The sequence below is a fragment of the Trinickia soli genome, assembly GCF_002879855.1.
GTDB lineage: Bacteria > Pseudomonadota > Gammaproteobacteria > Burkholderiales > Burkholderiaceae > Trinickia > Trinickia soli.
Genome location: NZ_PNYB01000016.1, coordinates 100,612 through 119,942 on the forward strand (window position 1 = coordinate 100,612; position 19,331 = coordinate 119,942).

18 protein-coding genes and 1 pseudogene are annotated in these 19,331 nt (G+C 63.6%); 5 read left to right on the forward strand and 14 right to left on the reverse strand.

Going from position 1 to position 19,331, the window contains the following annotated elements; translation table 11 throughout:
- The first annotated feature begins 84 nt into the window (after nt 1–84).
- Genes tnpA through C0Z19_RS18655 form a run of 4 tightly spaced genes read left to right on the forward strand, consistent with a single transcriptional unit; the run spans nt 85 to nt 3,090 of the window.
- Nucleotides 85–549, forward strand: a complete 465-nt coding sequence (gene tnpA / locus C0Z19_RS18640; RefSeq protein ID WP_102611314.1) for an IS66-like element accessory protein TnpA — start codon at nt 85–87, stop codon at nt 547–549.
- The gene (tnpB, locus tag C0Z19_RS18645; protein ID WP_158243024.1) at nt 549–899 is read left to right on the forward strand and encodes an IS66 family insertion sequence element accessory protein TnpB; all 351 of its coding nucleotides are present in this window, start codon (nt 549–551) and stop codon (nt 897–899) included. Before tnpA ends, tnpB begins: the two co-directional genes overlap by 1 nt.
- A 51-nt stretch (nt 900–950) precedes the next feature.
- Complete coding sequence (tnpC, locus tag C0Z19_RS18650; protein WP_102611316.1) at nt 951–2,672, forward strand: IS66 family transposase; 1,722 nt, start codon at nt 951–953, stop codon at nt 2,670–2,672.
- 31 nt (nt 2,673–2,703) lie between these two features.
- Entirely contained in the window at nt 2,704–3,090 is a 387-nt protein-coding gene (locus C0Z19_RS18655) for a hypothetical protein (RefSeq protein WP_102611348.1), read from the forward strand.
- A gap of 238 nt (nt 3,091–3,328) precedes the next feature.
- Here the strand turns inward: C0Z19_RS18655 and C0Z19_RS18660 are convergent.
- Nucleotides 3,329–3,532: pseudogene (locus tag C0Z19_RS18660) on the reverse strand (addiction module antidote protein); the annotation flags it as partial.
- 128 nt (nt 3,533–3,660) lie between these two features.
- Nucleotides 3,661–3,873, reverse strand: a complete 213-nt coding sequence (locus C0Z19_RS18665; protein WP_233196194.1) for a hypothetical protein — start codon at nt 3,871–3,873, stop codon at nt 3,661–3,663.
- 750 nt (nt 3,874–4,623) lie between these two features.
- Here C0Z19_RS18665 and otsA point away from each other — a divergent pair.
- Entirely contained in the window at nt 4,624–6,033 is a 1,410-nt protein-coding gene (gene otsA, locus C0Z19_RS18670) for an alpha,alpha-trehalose-phosphate synthase (UDP-forming) (protein WP_102611318.1), read from the forward strand.
- A gap of 251 nt (nt 6,034–6,284) precedes the next feature.
- On the opposite strand, the gene C0Z19_RS18675 is transcribed toward otsA, so the two are convergent.
- The 12 genes from C0Z19_RS18675 to C0Z19_RS18730 all read right to left on the reverse strand — a co-directional run bounded on the left by C0Z19_RS18675 (nt 6,285) and on the right by C0Z19_RS18730 (nt 19,308).
- Nucleotides 6,285–8,030 carry a peptidoglycan D,D-transpeptidase FtsI family protein gene (locus C0Z19_RS18675; RefSeq protein WP_102611319.1) on the reverse strand — a complete coding sequence of 582 codons (1,746 nt, stop codon included), beginning with the start codon at nt 8,028–8,030 and terminating at the stop codon, nt 6,285–6,287.
- On the reverse strand, nt 8,027–8,419 hold the full coding sequence (locus C0Z19_RS18680) for a hypothetical protein (RefSeq protein WP_102611320.1): 393 nt from the start codon (nt 8,417–8,419) through the stop codon (nt 8,027–8,029). Before C0Z19_RS18680 ends, C0Z19_RS18675 begins: the two co-directional genes overlap by 4 nt.
- Nucleotides 8,420–8,546: 127 nt before the next feature.
- Nucleotides 8,547–9,395: a serine hydrolase family protein gene (locus C0Z19_RS18685; protein ID WP_102611321.1), complete on the reverse strand. Its 849-nt coding sequence runs from the start codon at nt 9,393–9,395 to the stop codon at nt 8,547–8,549.
- 11 nt (nt 9,396–9,406) lie between these two features.
- On the reverse strand, nt 9,407–10,354 hold the full coding sequence (locus C0Z19_RS28300) for a peptidoglycan DD-metalloendopeptidase family protein (protein WP_158243025.1): 948 nt from the start codon (nt 10,352–10,354) through the stop codon (nt 9,407–9,409).
- Nucleotides 10,355–10,890: 536 nt separating this feature from the next.
- Complete coding sequence (locus C0Z19_RS18695; protein ID WP_102611323.1) at nt 10,891–12,084, reverse strand: mechanosensitive ion channel family protein; 1,194 nt, start codon at nt 12,082–12,084, stop codon at nt 10,891–10,893.
- Nucleotides 12,085–12,361: 277 nt separating this feature from the next.
- Nucleotides 12,362–13,585, reverse strand: a complete 1,224-nt coding sequence (locus tag C0Z19_RS18700) for a multidrug effflux MFS transporter (RefSeq protein ID WP_102611324.1) — start codon at nt 13,583–13,585, stop codon at nt 12,362–12,364.
- 129 nt (nt 13,586–13,714) lie between these two features.
- Nucleotides 13,715–14,836 (reverse strand): pyrroloquinoline quinone biosynthesis protein PqqE, encoded by a 1,122-nt coding sequence (gene pqqE / locus C0Z19_RS18705; RefSeq protein ID WP_102611325.1) that lies wholly within the window; start codon nt 14,834–14,836, stop codon nt 13,715–13,717.
- Nucleotides 14,837–14,866: 30 nt separating this feature from the next.
- A complete protein-coding gene (gene pqqD, locus C0Z19_RS18710; protein ID WP_102611326.1) occupies nt 14,867–15,148 on the reverse strand; it encodes a pyrroloquinoline quinone biosynthesis peptide chaperone PqqD in 282 nt (93 codons plus the stop codon).
- Nucleotides 15,145–15,867, reverse strand: coding sequence for a pyrroloquinoline-quinone synthase PqqC (gene pqqC, locus C0Z19_RS18715; protein WP_425330284.1), 723 nt, complete (start codon nt 15,865–15,867; stop codon nt 15,145–15,147). Before pqqC ends, pqqD begins: the two co-directional genes overlap by 4 nt.
- Before the next feature lie 11 nt (nt 15,868–15,878).
- Nucleotides 15,879–16,802 (reverse strand): pyrroloquinoline quinone biosynthesis protein PqqB, encoded by a 924-nt coding sequence (gene pqqB, locus C0Z19_RS18720; protein WP_102611327.1) that lies wholly within the window; start codon nt 16,800–16,802, stop codon nt 15,879–15,881.
- Nucleotides 16,803–16,875: 73 nt separating this feature from the next.
- Entirely contained in the window at nt 16,876–16,950 is a 75-nt protein-coding gene (gene pqqA / locus C0Z19_RS18725; RefSeq protein ID WP_006410019.1) for a pyrroloquinoline quinone precursor peptide PqqA, read from the reverse strand.
- A gap of 345 nt (nt 16,951–17,295) precedes the next feature.
- Nucleotides 17,296–19,308: a sigma-54-dependent Fis family transcriptional regulator gene (locus C0Z19_RS18730; protein WP_102611328.1), complete on the reverse strand. Its 2,013-nt coding sequence runs from the start codon at nt 19,306–19,308 to the stop codon at nt 17,296–17,298.
- Between the last annotated feature and the right edge of the window lie 23 nt (nt 19,309–19,331).

The window sequence follows — 19,331 nt, forward strand, 5'->3', positions numbered from 1 at the left end:
TAAGCGCGAATTTAACCGCACCTAGAATCGGAAGCTGAACGAGCGCAGGCTTGTGTCCGCAACTACAACTCGCGGACGCAACCGATGACACAGAACGAAGTTGATTTCCTTCCGCTGCGGGTGACCGGCGTGACCGCGGCGGGCAAGCGCAAGTTTGACGCCGAGCGTAAGCGCAAGCTGATTGAAGCCAGCCTACAGCCGGGCGCGTCAATTGCCGGACTTGCGTTGAAGGCTGGCGTGAACGCGAACCGGCTGCATAAGTGGATTCAATTGCGCAAACGCGCGAATGCCGCGGCTGCGACGGCGAGCAACGAGCCGTTGCCATCGGCATTCGTGCCAGTCGTCACAGTCAACGAGGTGGCGCCGGTGCGCACGAATCCCGAGCCGGTGAGCGTGCGGCGAACGTCGCACAGATACGAATCGGCGAAGACAGCGACGCCGGCCCGGCTATCGGCGCAGTTGCCCAACGGCGTGACGCTGCAGTTCGAATGCGCCGCACACGATGGCGCTCTCGTGAAGGCGATGATCGAAGTGTTGGGGGCACGCTGATGTTCCGCTTCGACGCGGACCTGCAGATCTACCTGCACCGCGAGCCGATCGACTTCCGCGCCGGCATCAACAGCCTCGTCACGCTGGTCGAGCAGTCGATGCAGCTCGATCCGCTTGCGCGAGCCGTCTTCGCGTTCCACAATCGCAAACGCGATCGCGTGAAGCTTCTGCTGTATGACCGAGCCGGATTCTGGCTCCTATTGAAGCGATTCGAGAGCGGCTCGCTGGCCGATCTTGCTGCAATCGCTCAGCGCGGCATCTCGCTTGCGGAGCTCACGACGTCGCTTGAAGGAATCGACGTCGGAGTGCGCCGGCGCGTACGCGCTGTGAACGCAACGGTGGTCGCATGAATCGCGAGGATATGCCCATGAGCGGGTCGATCGCAGCGATAATGCTGACCTATGCAACCGCTCAACGTCCCCGCCTCGAAACAACCCTTGCCGATGGCATTGGGGGCGTGGAGCCTTCCCGAATTGCTCAACGCGATTGCGCAGCGCGATGCGACGATCGAGCGGCAGCAGTGCGAGATCGAACTGCTGCGCGAACGGCTCGAGGGGCAAAGCGAAGTGCTGGCCAAGACGCAGCAGGCGCTGCTCGAGATGCGGGCCAAACTGACCCATGCGCGGCAGGAGATGTTCGGGGCGAGCCGCGAGCGCATGAGCGCGTGGCAACTGGACATCTTCGATCAGGCGCACGAGGCACCGCTGCCGCCACAGCAGCCGGATCTATCGATTCCGGTGGAGGGGCATCAGCGCAAGCGTCGCAGCAAGGGCCGTCCGGCACTGCCCAGCGATCTGCCGATCGAGCGCGTCGTGCATCCGATGCCGGAACGGGAGCTGTCGCAATACGATCGGGTGACGGTGATCGGCGAGACAGTCACGCGCACGCTCAAGTACACCCCGGCCAAGATGTCGGTGGTCGAGCATGTGTGTCCGCGCTATGCGCTGGTGAAGAACGGCGTCTCGACGGTGCGCGGCACGACATTCCAAGCGTCCCCGCTGATGAAGAGCAACGCGAGCCCGGAATTGCTGGCACGCATCATCGTGGCGCACTTCGACTCGGGCCTGCCGTTCTACCGGCTGGAGGAAGAGTTCGCGATGCACGGGCTGCGCATTTCGCGCAATACGATGAGCGACTGGACGATTCGGCTCTCGAAGCTGATGTTGCCCCTGTACGAGGTATTCGCTCGGCAGTTGCTGAGCGCGCCGGTAATTTTCGGCGACGACACGCCGTTTCCGCAGTTGTGCAAACAACTGGAGCGCACCAAGACGGTCCGGCTGTGGGGGTATGCCAGTGCGGGAGCGATGTTGCGCGACGGTCAGTGGGTGAACGTTCCCAAGGTGATCTACTACGATTACACGTCGAGCCGGGCTGGCCGCCACCCGATGGCCCTGCTGGGCAACTACGCGGGCTATTTGCAGGCCGACGATTACTCGGGCTGGGCAGCGCTGTTTCGCGGCGGCAAGGTTCGGCACGTGGCTTGTCATGTGCATGCGCGCAGGATGTTCTACAAGATCTACCGGCTGCTTCGCAAGGAGTCGCCGCAGACAGCCCACGAGAGCGTGGCCGCGCAGGCGCTGGCGTGGATTCGCAAGCTCTACGAGATCGAGCGCACGTTGCGCGATGCCGATCCATCCGAGCGAAGGCGGGTACGGCAGCAGGAATCGGCGCCCGTTTTACGCGATTACCAGCTTTGGCTGCAGGCCAAGGCGGGCGAAGTGCTGCCCAAGTCGGCCCTGGGCCGGGCCATTGCCTATTCGCTGTCGAACTGGGAAGCGCTCACACGCTATGTGGACGACGGCAATCTGGCGATGGATTCGAACCTGATCGAACGGGCCATTCGCAGAGTGGCCATCGCTCGGAAGAATCATTTGTTCTTCGGTTCCGAGGCCGGTGGCAAGGCCGCGGCAGTGTTCTACAGCATACTGGCGACTTGTCGGGCCAACGGCGTGAACCCGTACGATTACCTGAGCGATGTGCTCGGGCGAATCAACGACCACCCGATCAATCGGATCGAGGAATTGGCCCCGTACAACTGGAAGCCCTCTGGCGTGGCTGGGTCGACATCGACCTTGGCGTCGATGTCGTCATTGCAGGTTGCGGGCTCAGCGACCCGGCACTGAACCGGGCTCGCGCATCAACTGGAACGAAACGATGGGCAAAGCAAGCGCGGGCAAGACCGAACGCAAAATCTCCGAAACGATCCTAGACTTCGGCGAGCCGCTTCTCTCCGAGGCCATCACTGAAGAGACGCCGATCGCCGTGGTGCGCGAGATATATAAGCTCGTGGTGCTGATCTGGAACGCGCACGTCGCGGCCAACTCTCGCGGAGGCGATCCCACCTATCTGCAGATGCTGCAGCAGATGGCCGCCTCGCCGCAGATGCCATCGGAAGCGCGTGACTGGATCGGCAAGCTCTCCAATCGCTGGCGGGAGAAGTTCGCCGACGCCAAGTACTGCGTCGGCCATTGGCACGTCAAGATCAAAGACGACGACACCCTGAGCTTCTACTGCGACGCCCGGGAAGCACCGCGGCGGTAGTCCATCTCGCGCACACAAGCCCCTCCAACGGCGACGACGTCGCCACGTGTCGGCGCCGCCGACAACCACTCTCCCCGACGGTACTGAAGTCTCCGCTAAATCGGCGGCATTCGCTACTGCGGGGATTCTCGGGCGGATACATAGCGACACCCATCCCACCGTTCCAGTGGGAAATTGCGAGTGCTGTGCTTGGCGCAATTCGGGTGACTATCTACCGGGCGCTAAGCGAACCGCGGCGCTAGTTGTTTCCCGAGGCGACTTGGGGACGCACGCTCCGCCTCGCCTTTGCGCTGTGCAACTGCAATCCGAGCGCTTTAATTACTTTGAGTATGGTGCCCAAGCTTGGATTGCCCTCGTCGGACAATGCCTTGTAGAGTCCGTCACGCGAAATGCCTGCCTCGCGAGCGACTTGTGACGTGCCAAGAGCGCGCGCGATGACGCCCCCTTGGAGACCCTACGCGCATAGTTGCCCAAAACGACACTTCAGTCACGCCGCCCGCTCGGACAGCCGATCTCCCGAAGGAAACCGGCATCGCCGTTAAGCGTCGTTAATTCGTCGCTGTATCCCGCTTACGCGGTGACATTGACGGTGCCGCCGACCATCTGGCCGTTGGCATTCATCACCGGCCGCGACGCCGCGGCGGCAATGGCTTGGCTACCGCCATCGTCGCCGTCTCCGTCGTGATCGGGACCGACTTCGCGTGCTTCGTTTCCCCCGGAAGCATAGTGGGCGGACTGCGCCGCCAAGCTCATCGCATTGGCGTTGATGGGTGAGAGGGTCATGCGTGGACCTCTTGAGTGTCAGTGGATCGTTGATGGCAACCCAACGTGCCTGCCCGGTCTAGTGGCAGTTGTGCGCACGAACGGCACTGCCATGATGAACTGCCAACATTAAGGCTTCCTGATGGCCAGGCCGCCCGGCCGATCCCCATCACCCCACCATAGCCACTGAATCGCCCCTCCTGCCTGCCACGCGGCGCCAGGTAGGAGGGGCGATATCGCGCCTCCGCAGGCTTGGTCAAAGAGCAGCGACAATTAAAATACATAGGGTAAACCAGTAAAGTCTGACTTCATCCGCGACATCTAAAGGCGGTCCGGTTCGATCTGCCGATCATTCGTCTTGCCCGCCTCGGCCAGACCGGTGCCGCAGCGCGAGGCCCGAACGCTCAATAGCGGGCGGAACGCATATGTTACGATTGAATACATTCTGTCCCAAAAATGGGCGCGGCAGGGCTGCCGGTTCGTGGAAGCCGACTGTGCGGGCTCGTCGGCACCAGGGCTCGTGCTCGGTGCGGTGACTCTCCGGCAGGGACACGGCGCGACGCCGACGGGCGCATGGGGCGTGCTCGCCGGAACCGGCGCGGCGCCGGGCGGCGCTGCTCCAGCCAATCAAGCTGCGGCACGGGCACGGGTTCGGCGAACCGCATGGCGACGATAGGGTCGCTTGGTCATGCTCGACACGCATAGGTATCGCATTCGTCCCACGAGCTATGTCAACCCGTTCATCCAGCATGAAATCAATATGGGGATCCAGTGAGTCGTCTGGTTATCGTTTCAAATCGTGTTGCCGATCCGGGCAAAGCCGCGGCGGGAGGCCTTGCGGTCGCAGTTAAGGAAAGTCTGCAGCAGACGGGTGGTCTTTGGTTTGGTTGGAGCGGAAAAATCCGTGAAGAGACGCCTGACAGTGCGGATCACGGTGACGTCAAGTTGGAGGCGGTAGGCAACGTACAACTCGCTACCATCGATCTGAGCCAGCAGGACTACGACGCGTACTACCTGGGGTATGCCAACGGGGTGTTGTGGCCGGTGTTTCATTACCGGCTCGATCTCGCGAACTTCGACGTGCAGTTCGCCGCTGGATACCGGCGCGTCAACCGGCTATTCGCCCATAAGCTGTTACCTTTACTACGGCCCGATGACGTCATCTGGATTCACGACTATCATCTGATCCCCCTCGCGGCAGAATTGCGCGCAATGGGGTGCGGCAATCGGATCGGCTTTTTCCTGCATGTTCCCGTGCCGCCGCCCTTGATTATGGCGGCGATACCGGAACACGAATGGCTGATGCGTTCGCTGTTTGCCTATGATCTCGTCGGCTTCCAGAGCGAAGCCGATGTGACGCATTTTGCGCGCTACGTGGAATCGGAGGCCGGCGCCGAGTGCTTGTCGGACGGTAGTCTTCGGGCGTTCAATCGTACTCTGCGTGTGGGGGCGTACCCGATCGGTATCGACGTCGACGAATTCACCAAGCTCGCCAATGCGCGGGACGGGGTCGACATGTTCCTGCGGATGCGCGAAGAGTACTCGCGGCGCCGCCTGCTGCTCGGTGTCGACCGGCTCGACTATTCCAAGGGGCTGCCGCAACGTGTCCATGCGTTTCGGGAACTCCTTGCCACCTACCCCGAGAATCGCGGCAGCGCGACGTTGATCCAGATTGCCTCGCCAAGCCGCGAGGACGTTGGCGCCTATGACGACCTGCGTCGCCAGATGGATAGTCTGTGCGGCGAGATCAATGGCGATTACGGCGAACTGGACTGGATGCCGGTGCGTTACATTCATCGCAATGTCGCTCGGAAGCGGTTGCCCGGCTTGTATCGCGCAAGCCGCGTTGCGCTCGTGACGCCGCTGCGCGACGGGATGAACCTGGTCGCCAAGGAGTTCATTGCCGCGCAGGATCCCGCCGACCCGGGCATGCTGGTGTTATCGCGGTTCGCTGGCGCCGCGGAGCACTTGAAGGAAGCACTGCTGGTGAACCCCTATGACACGCAAGGGACGGCACACGCGATTCAGCGCGCACTGACAATGTCCCTGGATGAGCGAGTCAACCGCCACGCCGCACTCATGAGTCGAATCCGCCAGTTCGATGTCCACTGGTGGAGCTCGGGTTTCTTGGCCGCACTGGAACATGCCGGTCTGCGCGAGGACGCTGGGTGTGCCGCTTGAATTCGGGGCGAACCCGTACGCGCGCCGTTCGAAGGCGAGGTTTCGGGTCCTTCAGGCCCTTCCGTATCAGCCACCAATTGACAGGATAGCTGGTGTTTGCCGCTATGGCATCAGCACCTCAGCAGCCCGCGTTCCCGGCTCGGTCACCGATGGAGTTGGATCGCGGCGCGGGCGCCGGGACTGCCCGTGGCGACCGGACAGCCGGGCCGGCAGGCCCGGGCCGATGAAACGAGGCGCCGGGCTCGCCGGCCTCAGGTCGCGGGCGCTTGCGAATAAAGCTCGTTGGCCGTGAGCTCGTTGGGCGAGACATTGAGAATGTGCATGGTCCTCGCGGCGATCTTGGCGAAGGCCGGCCCCGAGACCGCGCCCCCGAAGTGCGAGCCCTTGCTTGGCCGGTCGATCGAGACTGCGATGATCACGCGAGGCGCGCTCGCTGGCACGATTCCGACGAAGGACGCGCGATACTGGCTGTGGTCGTAGCCCTTCGCGGTCCAGCGGTATGCGGTGCCGGTCTTCCCGGCGACCGTGTAGCCCGCGACCTGCGCCTGTGGCGCGGTGCCGTCTTTCGACACGACGCTTTCAAGCATCGCGAGCACCTCGCGCGCGACGCGCGCCGAATAGATGCGCCGGCCATGGACGCGCGCGGCGCCGCGCTCATGAATCGTCGCGGGAACGAATACGCCGTCGTTCGCGAAGATGGTGTAGACCTGCGCGAGCTGCAGCAGCGAAGCCGACAGGCCGTAGCCATACGACATCGTCGCCTGGTCGATGCGCCGCCAGTGCTGATACGGGCGCAGGTTGCCAGCCGCAGCGCCGGGTAGCCCCGCAGAGGGCGCACGTCCCAATCCCACCGCGCGGAAGTTGCGCCACATGTCGCGGGGCTTGAGCTGCAGCGCGATCTTCGTGGTGCCGACGTTGCTCGATTTCTGGATCACCTGAGAAACCGTCAGCACGCCGAAATCCGCATCGTCGTGAATCACCGCGTGGTCGAGCCGCAAGCGGCCGCCGTCGGTGGTCACGATGGAATCCGGCGTTACGACTCCGCGCTGGAGTGCAAGCGCGATCGTCAGCGGCTTGAGCACAGAGCCCGGCTCGAAGACGTCCGTTACCGCGCGGTTGCGGATCTGTCGGCCGCTGCGCGCGGCGTTGCGATTCGGATCGTAGGTGGGCCAGTTCGCCATCGCGAGGATTTCGCCGGTATGCGCGTCGAGCACGACGGCGGAGCCCGCTTTCGCGCCGGAGCGCCGCACCGCATTGCGCACCGCCTGGAAGGCGGCGAACTGGATCGACCGGTCGATGGACAGCCGGATGTTCCGGCCCGGCTTCGGCCCGACAAAATTCAGCGTATCGATGATCTGGCCGCGCGCATTGCGCAACACGCGCCGGTTGCCATCGATGCCCGTGAGGAAGCGGTTGTCGACACGTTCGATGCCTTCCTGGCCGTTGCCGTCGACGCCCGCGAACCCGGTCACCTGCGCGGCGATCTGGCCTTCCGGATAGAACCGCCGATAGTCACGCTCGGCATAGAGGCCCGGTATGTCGAGCCGCATCGCGGCGTTCGCGGTCGCGAGCGGCACCTGGCGTCGCAGATACGCGAACGTGCGATGCTCGCGATACACGTCCTCGACGCGGCCGCTGTCGATACCGAGCAGAGCGGCCACCGACGCCAGTTTATTCCGCGCGACGCTCGGCACGTCACGCGCATCCACCCAAAGCGCACGGGTAGGCAGACTCATCGCGAGAATGTGGCCGTTGCGATCGAGAATGCGGCCGCGCGCCGCATGCACGGTGAAGTCGCGGATCTGGCGAATATCGCCCTGAAGTTGGTAGAAGCCGTCGTTGATGCATTGCACCCAGAAAGCGCGTGCGATCAATGCGAGGAAGGCCAGCGCGAATGCCGCGCCCAACAGCGCCGATCGTAATCGGAATCGCAGGTAGAGGTTTTCGCCCAGCACTTCCGATTGCTTGAAACCATGCGTGTTGCGCGGCCGGTTCATGACGTCGGGGCGTCCGGCGTGCCGTCCGCTCCATCGCCCGCATCCGGATCGAGACACCCGCGCACCATGGACCAGTAAAGCGGGCCGACACGGCGCCTGCGGAAGTATTCGACACGCGTGTACCGTCCGCCCGGCACCACGCGCAGACCGATCGGCGCTCCGTTAAACAACGATTCGGCACGCAGCGTGATCGCTCCGGCGCGTTCGCCGCGACGCAAACGCCGCGTGCCCTGTTTCCAGCGATGCGCCACGCAACCCGCGACCGCTGACGCGGAAATGCTGGATTTCGCGGTGAAGACCGGCGAGAGCGAGAAGACGCTTTCGCGGCGCGAACACGCCACGAGCAGCAGGCAAAGTGCCGCTGCAATTGCCATGTGCCAACCGTTCATTGGTGTCTCCCGATGCAATGCGGCCCGATGTCGCAACCATCGATGGGATCGCGTCACAGTGCGACATAAAGGGCCATCCGCCCGAACCCGGGCAAGCTTGCTCGACGCCGTCCACGCGGGCGGCAGTTCAACGATGGCGGCCTTCGAGCAACCAGCGCCGCAGATCGATGGCGTCCTGAAAGTGCGCCTGAGGGGACGGGTCGCCTAGCAGCACGATCAGTATCATGTGTCCATGCACGCGCGTCATGACGATCAGGCAGTGTCCCGCCTCGTTGGTGAAGCCCGTCTTTTGCAAAGCGACGTGCCACGCGACATAGTGCACCAGCGGATCCGTGTTGTGATACATCAGCGGTCCCGCGCCGCCCAGCACGAGCTTCCGGTGCGATGTCGAATACAGGCGTATCCGCCGGTATCGGTACGCGGCGCGCGCGAGTCGCGTCAGGTCCCGCGCGGTCGACACATTGTGCGGCGACAGCCCGGTCGGATCCACGAAGCGGCTGTGCCGCATCTGCAGGCGTCTCGCCTTGCGATTCATCGCGCGCACGAATCCGGCCCGCCCGCCCGGATAGTCGCGGCTCAGCGCGAACGCCGCGCGATTCTCCGACGACATCAGCGCGATGTGCAGCATCGTGCGCCTGAGCAGCAGCGAGCCGACCGGCAGGCGTGAGCGCGACCACTTGAGCCGGTCGACGTCGGCGTTCGTGATGCGCGACGGCCTGATGAGCGAGCGCTTCGAGTCGACGACCACCATGGCCGTCAGGAGTTTCGTGAGGGACGCGATGGGCAGGCGCCGGTCGGGATGCTTCGCATAAAGCGTGCGTCCGGTCGCGAGATCGACCACCATCGCAGCGCGTGCGAGCACCGCGGGGCGGGGCCGACGGCGGTGCGAGTGTGCTCGCGCGCGCGCGAACGCGTGATCGGCGAAGGCGAACGGCAAGGTGCACAGTGCGACGAACAGAATCGGCCACAGGCGCATCGTTCTCGCGCTCAAAACAGCGCGGCGAGGCGATTCGCACGCTGCGCGAAACGCTTGCGGTCGCTGCCGTGCAGCGGTGTGCCGCCGGGCAGGCTCACGGTGAGCGGATTGCGCGCGACGTCGGCGACGCGTACTTCGTAGTGCAGATGCGGCCCCGTTGCCCAGCCGGTCTTGCCGACGTAGCCGATCACTTCTCCGCGCCGCACGTGCGTGCCCCGATGCAGCCCGCGGGCGAAACGCGACAGATGTGCGAACGCCGTTTGATACGGTGGCACATTGTCGATCACGATGATCTTGCCGTAGCCGGTTTCCCAGCCGATATACGAGATCGTGCCGCGGGCGGTCGCGTGAACCGGGGTGCCTATCGGCGCGGCGAGATCGACACCGTCATGGCTTTGCCATTGATGCGTGACGGGATCGAGACGGCGTGCGGCGAAATTCGACGACACGCGCGTGAACGCAAGCGGATAGCGCGCGAACGCCGGCGCACCCGATCGGCCGTTGGCCCTGTAGTAGAACGGCTTACCCCGCAGATCGCGATGCAGGAACAAATCGTGATCGGTGTCGCCATGCGAGATGCGCACCGCGAGGGGCATGTTGTCCGTGGCCTGCGCGTTGCTGGCGGGATCGATGGCATGGGCGGGCGGCATCACGAGGCTGACCGTGTCGCCCTTGCGCAGATCGCGGCGAAAATCAATCTGGCCTGCGAACGCGTGCGCGAGCAACGCGGTCACGCCCGCATCGACGCCTAGGCGCCGCATCGCTTCGGCGAAACTCGAATCGATGGTCACGGATCGGGCGACCGGACCGGACGGCTGGGCGGGCGGGCCGGCTGCGGGCGAACGACCGGAAGGCGCGTCGTTATAGAGCGTGCCCGCAGATGAGGCCGCGTCCGGGCGCGCCGCGCGCAGCGCATCGGCGTCATGCGCAACAGGCGACGGCCCCGCGGCGGACGGCATATCGTCGTCCGGACGGGAGCCGCGTCTGGGCGGCGAGAGCATGAAGGCGACGCAAGCTGAACTGAACGCGCAAATGAGTAGGGCTTTGCCGATGCGCGTTGTGGGCACGACGAGTGCAGGTAGGGCCATGGATGACGACGGAAAAAACGGTGAGCGGAGCGGCGACGGCCTCGGGGGGGGCCAGTCTTCGGCGATCGCGTCCGGTTCGGGAGCAGGAATGCTTACGAAGACGAAATTTGCGCGGATGCTGGTGCGCGTGGCGGCGGCAGCTATTCGCGCTGCACGTGCAGGACATCGCCGGGAAGCGAATGCCATGTGAAGTCGGGTGAAGAACGTACGTCGGACATCGAGCAGCGCGCCGCCAGGGGAAATCTTCGGGAAGGGCTTACCGTAGATAGCGACACTTAAGCGAAACTTAAAAGGCGCTCGGTATTTCGCGGAAGATTCGCCGGGAAGCCTCATCGAGAAAGCCGCCCGCTCGGGGACGAGATCGAGGCGACAACGGAAAGAGGCGTCGAGCAACGTATGCGCTCCCGCTAGCACTGCCGCTGCGGCGAGGTAACGCGCGCTTGAGAGGGGAGTGGGCGCGAGTCCGGGCGCACGCCCTCGCCAGTCGATGCCGCCGACCGTTCGTCGGCGAGCCCGGTGCTTGGCCGCGCGCTGGAAAGCAAGTCCGCTCCGGCTCCGGGCGACAGGTGGACCGTGTGCGTCGGGAAGGCGAAACTCAGGCCCGCGCGATAGAGCCCGTCCATGAGATCGAGATTGATGCGCTGTTGCACGTCCATGTAGAGGTTGTAATCCGGGTCGGTCACGTAATACACGACCTCGAAGTCCAGGGAACTGGCTCCGAAGGCCTTGAAATGTGCGCGGTCGAAACGCGTATTGCCGGCATGTTCCACCGCCTGCTTGACGAGCGCGGGAACGGCCTTCAATTGCTCGGTCGTGGCGTCGTAGGTGACGCCGAACCCGAAGAGGATGCGGCGTTCCTTCATTCGCTTGTAATTGTGGATCGTGTTCTTCAGCAGCGCGGTGTTGCCGCAGACGATCTCCTCTCCGTTCAAACTGCGAATCCGCGTGGTCTTGAGCCCGATGTGCTCGATACTGCCCGCAATGTCGTTGAAGACGATGAAGTCCCCTATCTCGAACGGCTTGTCCAGGCCGATGGCAAGCGACGCCAGCACGTCGCCGAGAATGTTCTGCACCGCGAGGGCGACCGCCACGCCGCCGACGCCCAAGCTGGCGACGAACGCTGTAATGTCGACGCCCATGTTGGCAAGGATCGCGAGGACCAGGATGGTCCACAGCAGCGTGCGCGTGATCCACGCGCCCATGGTCGTGATGACCGGATTGTGCGCGATCGCGCCTTGAGGGCTCAACCGTTGCTGAGCCCATAACGTCACTGCGCGGTTCAGCCATGACGCTATCTGGAAGCCAATGACCAAAAACCACAGATGATCGAGCCGGTTGCTCCACTTGTCCGGGATCGAGAGAAAGTTCGTGCCCGTGAGCAGGGCGGCGGCGACGAGCGTCAGCCGGTTGGTGCCTTTTAGCAGCAGCACCAGGATGTCATCGAACCGGGTGGACGTTCGTTCGGCGATTGCAGCCAGCCGAGCCACGACCAGCCGGAGGACCCAGCTAAGCGCCAGGTAGGTAACAAGCGCCGCAGCGATTGCGTAGGACCACTCGATGGCCGATATCCCCAAGAATGCGTTGAGATCCAACCATTTCATCTGTTTTCCCCTTGGTTCTTTAATTGAGCGGCGCAAAAACGGCGGACGCCGCACCGCTTGGTAGGGGTACGTTCGTGAACGGGCGATTTAGTTCCCCGGAACGTACGTTCCGTTCAAGTCGGAATGCATAGCGACGGCGCCGGTGCTTTTCGACCAATTGACGTGCCGACGTTCAAGCTGCGCGCGCACGACCTCCGTGAACTGGAGGATTGATATGTTCACCGGCCATCTGATGCGCCAGCGCGATGTCTCTCTGCTGAGCTGTCCTGTGACCGCCTCAAACCTGCCCCAAATACCGCAACAGCTTCGTCACCATCACGACCACCGTCATGGCGAGCAGCAGAAAGAACAGAGCAAGCGGCAGCAGCACGTGAATCGACACAAAGCCCGCCAGCCCCATCATCGCCGACGACACGAGCAACAGCGCGCAGCCCAGAATCGCGCTCGTCAAACCGGCGATATGGGGGAACAGCGAGTTGCCCTTGGCCATCAGCGTCGGGTACATCCCACCCGCGCACAGCCCCATCACGAGCACGGGCACGGCGAGCGTCCAAACCCGCAGGCCCACTGTCAACGCAAGCACGACCATCACGATCGATGCAGCCACCATCACGCGCGACCCGATGCGCAGCCGCATTTCCGCACTCGGCAAGCGCGGTCCATGCAGACGATTCGACAGCCCGCCGAGGAAGTACATCAACCCGATGCCGAGCGCCAGATAGCCGAAGTACGTCGGCTGCTCGTGCAGCGTGTTCTGCACCATGAACGGCCCGACGATATTGAACACGAGCAGGATGCTGTAACACAGCCCCTGTGCAAGAAAGCAGCTTTGAAACACCGGATTCGACAGCACCATCGCCGTGTTCTTCAGCAGCGTGCGCGGCTCGAGACGCACCGGTGACGGCAGCGTCTCACGATAGCGCCAAAGCACGCCCAACATGGCGAGCGAATAAACGAGCAGGAAGACGAGGCACGCTTTCCATCCGAACAACGTTTGCAGATGGGCCCCGATCACCGGAGCGATGATCGGCGCAAGCCCCCACGCGATCGCCATGTAGGTGAACGCATGTATCAACGCCTGGCCCGCGAAGGAATCGGTGATGATCGCCTTCGCCAGCAGATTCGTCGCCGCAATGCCGAAACCCTGCAAGCAGCGCGCAAGAATGAACGTTTCGAGGTTCGGCGCCGCCAGCGACAACGCACAACCGATCGTGTAGACGATGAGACCGAATGCGAGCACGCGCTTGCGGCCATAGGCATCGGCGATCGGGCCGAAGATCAATTGCCCGAGCGCGTAAGCTGCCATGTAGCCCGACACGCTCGATTGAATCGCCTGCGGCGACGTCCCGAAGTAACGCGCCATCGCGGGTAGCGCCGGCACGTAGATGTCGATCGCCAATTGCCCCGCGGAGGAGAACAAGCAGATCATAAACAGCAGAAAGCGCGGCGAGTTCGGGCGCCGCACGATAGCGGCAACGCGGTCGGAAATATCGGGAGTCATCACGGGGTCGGAAGCGGGGCAGGTTTCCGCCGGCGCTTTTGGCCAGCGGCCGCGGACATAGAATTGCCAGCTATTGTAGTGAGTCGCGGGCAAGCCTGCTCTCGACGTGCACCTGACGCCTCGCGACGTTCAGCCGTCCGTCCGTGCCGCCATACTACGAAACACCAGAGGCCGTTCCTCGACGCTCGTCACCCGACGAGCGAACTTCACAGCCCGCTCCACCTCCCCGTGATGCGGCGACTTCGCACATACGGGATCAGCCGCACGCGCATCCCCCGTCAGCAAATACGCCTGGCAGCGGCACCCCCCATGGTCGACTTCGCGTTCGTCGCAGGTGCGGCACGGCTCGCGCATCCAGGCTTCCCCCCGAAACGCGTTGAACCCGGCGCTTTCGTACCAGACCTTCTCCAGCGACATTTCCCCCACGTTCGGCAAGTCCAAGCCCGGTAACGACCGCGCCGCATGACAGGGCAACGCGGTGCCGTCCGGCGCTACGCCAAGGAACACCGATCCCCAACCGTTCATGCATGCCTTGGGCCGCTGCTCGAAATAATCGGGCACGACAAACAAAATCCGACATCGCGTCCCGATGAGTTTCCGATAGCGGTTGACGGTCTCTTCTGCTTCGCGCAATTGCTCCGCAGTCGGCAGCAACTGATCGCGATTGAGCAACGCCCACCCGTAATACTGCGTATTGGCCAGTTCGAGATACTCGGCGCCGAGATCGAGCGCCATGTCGATAATCTGGGCGACGTGCGGCAGGTTATAGCGATGGAGCACGCAATTGAGCACCATCGGGTAGCCGTGCCCTTTGATCAAACCCGCCACCTTGCGCTTCAGTTCGAACGTGCGCGTACTCGACAGGAAATCGTTCAACTCGCGCGTCGAATCCTGAAACGAGAGCTGAATGTGATCGAGGCCCGCTTCTTTCAAGGCAGCAATGCGGGCCTCGTTCAAGCCGACGCCGGACGTAATCAGGTTGGTGTAATAGCCAAGCCCGCGCGCATGCCCCACCAGCGTTTCGAGGTCGTCGCGAACGAGCGGCTCGCCTCCGGAAAACCCGATCTGCACCGCACCCAACGCACGCGCTTCGCTGATCACGCGCAGCCATGTCTCTGTGTCGAGTTCCGGCCCGTGACGCGCGGCGTCCACGGGGTTGTAGCAAAACGGGCAATGAAGCGGACAACGGTACGTGAGCTCGGCAAGCAGCCACAGCGGGGCGGAGGCGGCAGGGGTGGCGGTCTGATTCATGGCCCTTTGATGTCCGATGACGCGCGACGATCAGTCCACCCAACCGCGCTGTCGCGCATGGTCGAGAAACCGGTAGACGTCCGATGCAAGATCCGACGCGTTAAATAGATGTTCGAGCTCGGTGATGATTTCGTCGAGCTCGCGCGTGCCGTCGCATCGCACGAGTATTTGCCCCGCGCTCGGATTGAGCTTCACCATGCCTTCGGGATAGAGCAGCACATACGCGTCCTGCGCATCTTCCCATTGCAGCCGGAAGATCGGGCGAAGACGAGGGCGCAACGGCGCGCCGCCGGTAGCGTTGGGGTACGTCATGTCGCACACCCCCTTTCGATCGAATCGAGCATGGACCACAAGACGTCGAGCTTGAACCGCAGAATCTCGATGGCGCGTCGCTGTGCGGCCGGCGTGGTGAAGTAATCGAGCGTGACTGCAAGCCCATGCTCGACGTCGCGTTGGGCCAGCGGAATCCGACTCCGAAAATACTGAAGGCCTTCTTGCGCGATCCAAGGGTAGGCCTCGGGCCAGCCGGCGAGTCTGTCCTTGTGAATCTGCGGCGCGAACATTTCGGTCAACGACGAGCAGACGGCTTCCTGCCAAGGCGCGCGGCGCGCGAAATTCACATAAGCGTCGACGGCGAATCGCACACCGGGTACGACGTGCGTGAGCGACCACAGCGCTTCGCGCGAAACCCCCACGGCCTCGCCCAGTCGCACCCACGCTTCGATACCGCCTGCATCGTCGCCGTGGCCGTCATGATCGAGGATGCGTTGCACCCAGAGGCGACGGGTTTCGCGATCGTCGCAATTGGACAAGATCGCCGCGTCCTTCAGCGGAATGTTGATCTGATAGTAGAAGCGATTCGCGACCCAGCTGCGGATTTCATCCGGCGAGCAACGACCGCTGTTCATGCGGACGTTGAACGGATGATGAATATGGTAGCGGCTGCCGAGCGCGCGCAACTGCGCCTCGAATTCCTCGCGCGGCCAAGGTGCTTCCTGTGTTTCGATCAACGGGGCGGCGTGCATCGGCATGTCGTTCACGGCTATACCTGTAGTTCCATCCCGTCTTCCGCGATCTCGATACCGTGCTCACGCACGATGGCGTACGCGTCGGATCGAGGGTCGAGAATCGGGTTCGTGTTGTTGATATGAATCAGCACTTTGCGCGTGGTGCCGGGCAGCGAGTCGAGTAGCGAGAGCATGCCCGGTTCGCCGTTCGCACCGCATTGCGCCAGATGACCCATGTCGGCGGCCCGCTTGCCCGATAAGCCCAGATCGATCATTTCCGTATCGGTCCAGAACGTGCCGTCCACCAGCACCAGCCGCGCCGAGCGCATGGCCGCGAGAATCGATGGCGACGTGCGCGCAAGCCCCGGCGCGTAGAAGGTCGTGGCCGCCGTCGCTACGTCTTCGATTACAAAGGCGACGTTATCGCCGATCACCGGCGCCGCGCGATGCGGCGAATAAGGCGGCGGCGCGCTTTCTATCTCGATCGCCGTGAAGCGCAAACCCGCGAGCGGCGCAATGGCGAACGGTACGCCGAGTGCGATCGCATGTTCATCGACGCCGCAGTAGTGCCCGAGCAACGGGATGAGCGGGAAGGCGCGCGACAGATCGTCGAGCACGGGTTGCGTGGCATAGAGCGGCAACGGCGTCGTACGCTCGCGCAACATGACAAGACCGGTCACGTGATCGATCTGCGCATCGCACAGCGCGACGGCGGCAATGCCGCTGTCGCGCAGCGCGCGCGCCGGCTGCAGTTCGGCATGTGCGCGCAACTGAGCCAGCAAATCGGGCGAGGCGTTGAACAGCACCCAGTCGTCGCCGTTATCGCTGACCGCGATCGACGACTGCGTGCGTGGCTTCAGTGGGCTCGTGCGCGAACGGGCTTGCGCACAGTTCGCACAATTGCAATTCCATTGCGGCAGGCCGCCACCGGCGCCGGAGCCGAGAACCTTGATCAGCATGACGATGCCAGGGTCCGGTCGCCACGCACGAAGAAGCCTGCTTGCCTCTCCCTGCGCGGCGCCGACCCGCTCCTTAGCGGTTGGCGATGTACATCGTGATTTCGAAGCCGAAGCGCAGGTCGGTATAAGCAGGCGTAGTCCACTGCATGATTGTCTCCTTGTGGGGATAGTCGATGGAAAGGCAAACCGCGGTCGTTGCTGCGGTGATAGGAAGCAAGCAAGCGGCATGCCGAGCCACACGTGATGGCGAAGGAAGCGGCGGATGACGCAGTCGGCGAGCGTCGTGTCGGTGCACGGCGTGAGATCGGGGGTGTCGGCCCGTGTGTGGGATGCTGCGTGCGCACTCACGCGCGTGACAGTGTTTCATTCGGCGACAGCGGTGTCGCAAAATGCGACATGACCGGACGCTCTGTGACAGGCCGCGCGGGTCAGTAGGCGCCGCGCCCGAGATGGCACGCGTCGCTGCTCTGTCCCGCGCGGGCAATCGCGCCGGTCAGTCCTCTGTGCAGCGCTTGTTGGCGGACGTGACCGGCATGTTGCGATAGATGGTGGCGCGCGATACGCCGAGTGCGCGCGCCGTGGCAGAAACGTTGCCGCCGTGGCGGGCGAGCGTGGCTGCGATTGCCTGGGCCGCCACGTCCTGCAGCCGCGCACCCGATCGCGCCGCAACCGGGGCTTCGCTCGCGCCGGTCGATGGCGCCTCGCCACCGACGGCCGATTGTTCGTCGGCCTTGCGCAAATCGTCGAAGAAGTCGTCGGGGAGGTGCTCGCGGCGGATTTCACCGTCGTCGTCGACCATTGCCGCGGCCGTGCGCAGCAGATTCCCGAGCTGACGGAAGTTCCCCGGCCATGTGCATCGCTCGAAGAGGGTCATCACGTCGGGCGCGACCGAGAGGCGTTGCCCATCGCCACCTGTCAAAACTTCGCTCTCGAGCATTGTGCCGATGACCACGGCCAGATCCTTGCGTTCGCGCAGCGGCGGAAGCTTCACGACGAGGCCGTTCAGGCGGTAGTAGAGGTCATCGCGAAAGCGGTGTTGCGCAATCATCTCGCGCAGGTCGCGGTGCGTCGCGCAGACGACCGCGATGTCGACAGGAATCGACTTCGCCGAACCCAGCGGGTTGACGATACGCTCTTGCAGAACCCGCAGCAGCCGCACTTGCAACGGGTACGGCATGTCGCCGATTTCATCGAGAAACAGCGTGCCGCCGTGAGCTTGTACGAGCTTGCCGACCGCACCTTTGCGGCGAGCGCCCGTGAAAGCGCCTTCCTCGTAGCCGAACAGCTCCGATTCGATCAGCGTCTCGGGAATCGACGCGCAGTTGACGGCGACGAACGGCCCCGACCGGCGCGGCGAATCGTTATGGATCGCTTGCGCGAGCAGTTCCTTGCCGGTACCCGTTTCCCCGGTGATCAAGACAGGAATGTCCTTGCCGATGACCTTGCGCACTTTGGCAATGACGGCGGCAATCTGAGGATCGCCCGTGTCGAGCGACGCGAGGCGCAGCGGCCGTGCCGAAGACGTCGTTGCCGTCCCCGTGCCTGCATACGCTTCGGCGGCGCTCTTATCGCGACGCGCGTCGGTCTGCCCGGCCGCACTGGAAAGCGTCATGCGCCGAAACGTGACGTTCGCGCAAACGACGGCGCCGCTGTGCAGGTTCAGCGAGAACGGCGCGTCGCGGCTCGTGCGCATGCGGTCGATCAGCTGCGCGCTCGTCAGCCCGAATAGCGACGACAGCGTGTGTGCACGCAGCGCGGCGAGCGGCATGCCGAGCTGGAATTGCGCGCTTCGGTTGGCCGACAGAAAGCGCCCGTCGCCCGTGAACGCGGCGATGCCTTCCATCAGCGTGCCGAGGAATTCGGGCCGGCTGTGGAACGCAACCTGTAGCGTGTCGCGGAAGGTCCAGGCGAACAGATGATTTTCGATCATCTGCACCGACATCTTCGCAAGCGCCATCGTGTGCTGATGGTAGCTGCGGTAGTCGCCGGTCACATCGAGCACGCCGATCAGGTCGCCGTACGGATCGAGGATCGGCGCACTGGAGCAGGTCAGGAAACGGTTCGCTTCAAGAAAATGCTGATCGCCGTGGACGACGGTCGGGCTGCCTTCGGCCAGTGTCGTGCCGATCGCGTTCGTGCCTTGCTTTTCCTCCGACCATTGCGCGCCCGGGCGCAGGGCCACTTTCTCCGCGCGTTCGAGAAAGTCGTCGTCGCCGATCGAATGCAGAATCAGACCTTGCGCGTCGGTCAGCACGACCATGCTTTGCGTATTGACGATCTGCTCGCGCAGCGTCTCCATCACGGGCATCGCGTGCGCACAGAGGATGCGGCTCTGCTCCACCCGCAGCGACAATTCGGTCGCGGGCAGGACGTCGTAGTCCGGCCTCGTGCACGTGCTGAGGCCATAGCCCTCGGAGCGTTCGTGGGCCTTTTGAATACAGGGCGTGAGCCAGCTCGATTCGCCGGCCGCAAGCGATTGCGGCGGACGATGAACAAGGTTGCGCATTGTCTCCTCCAGGGCGAGCGTCG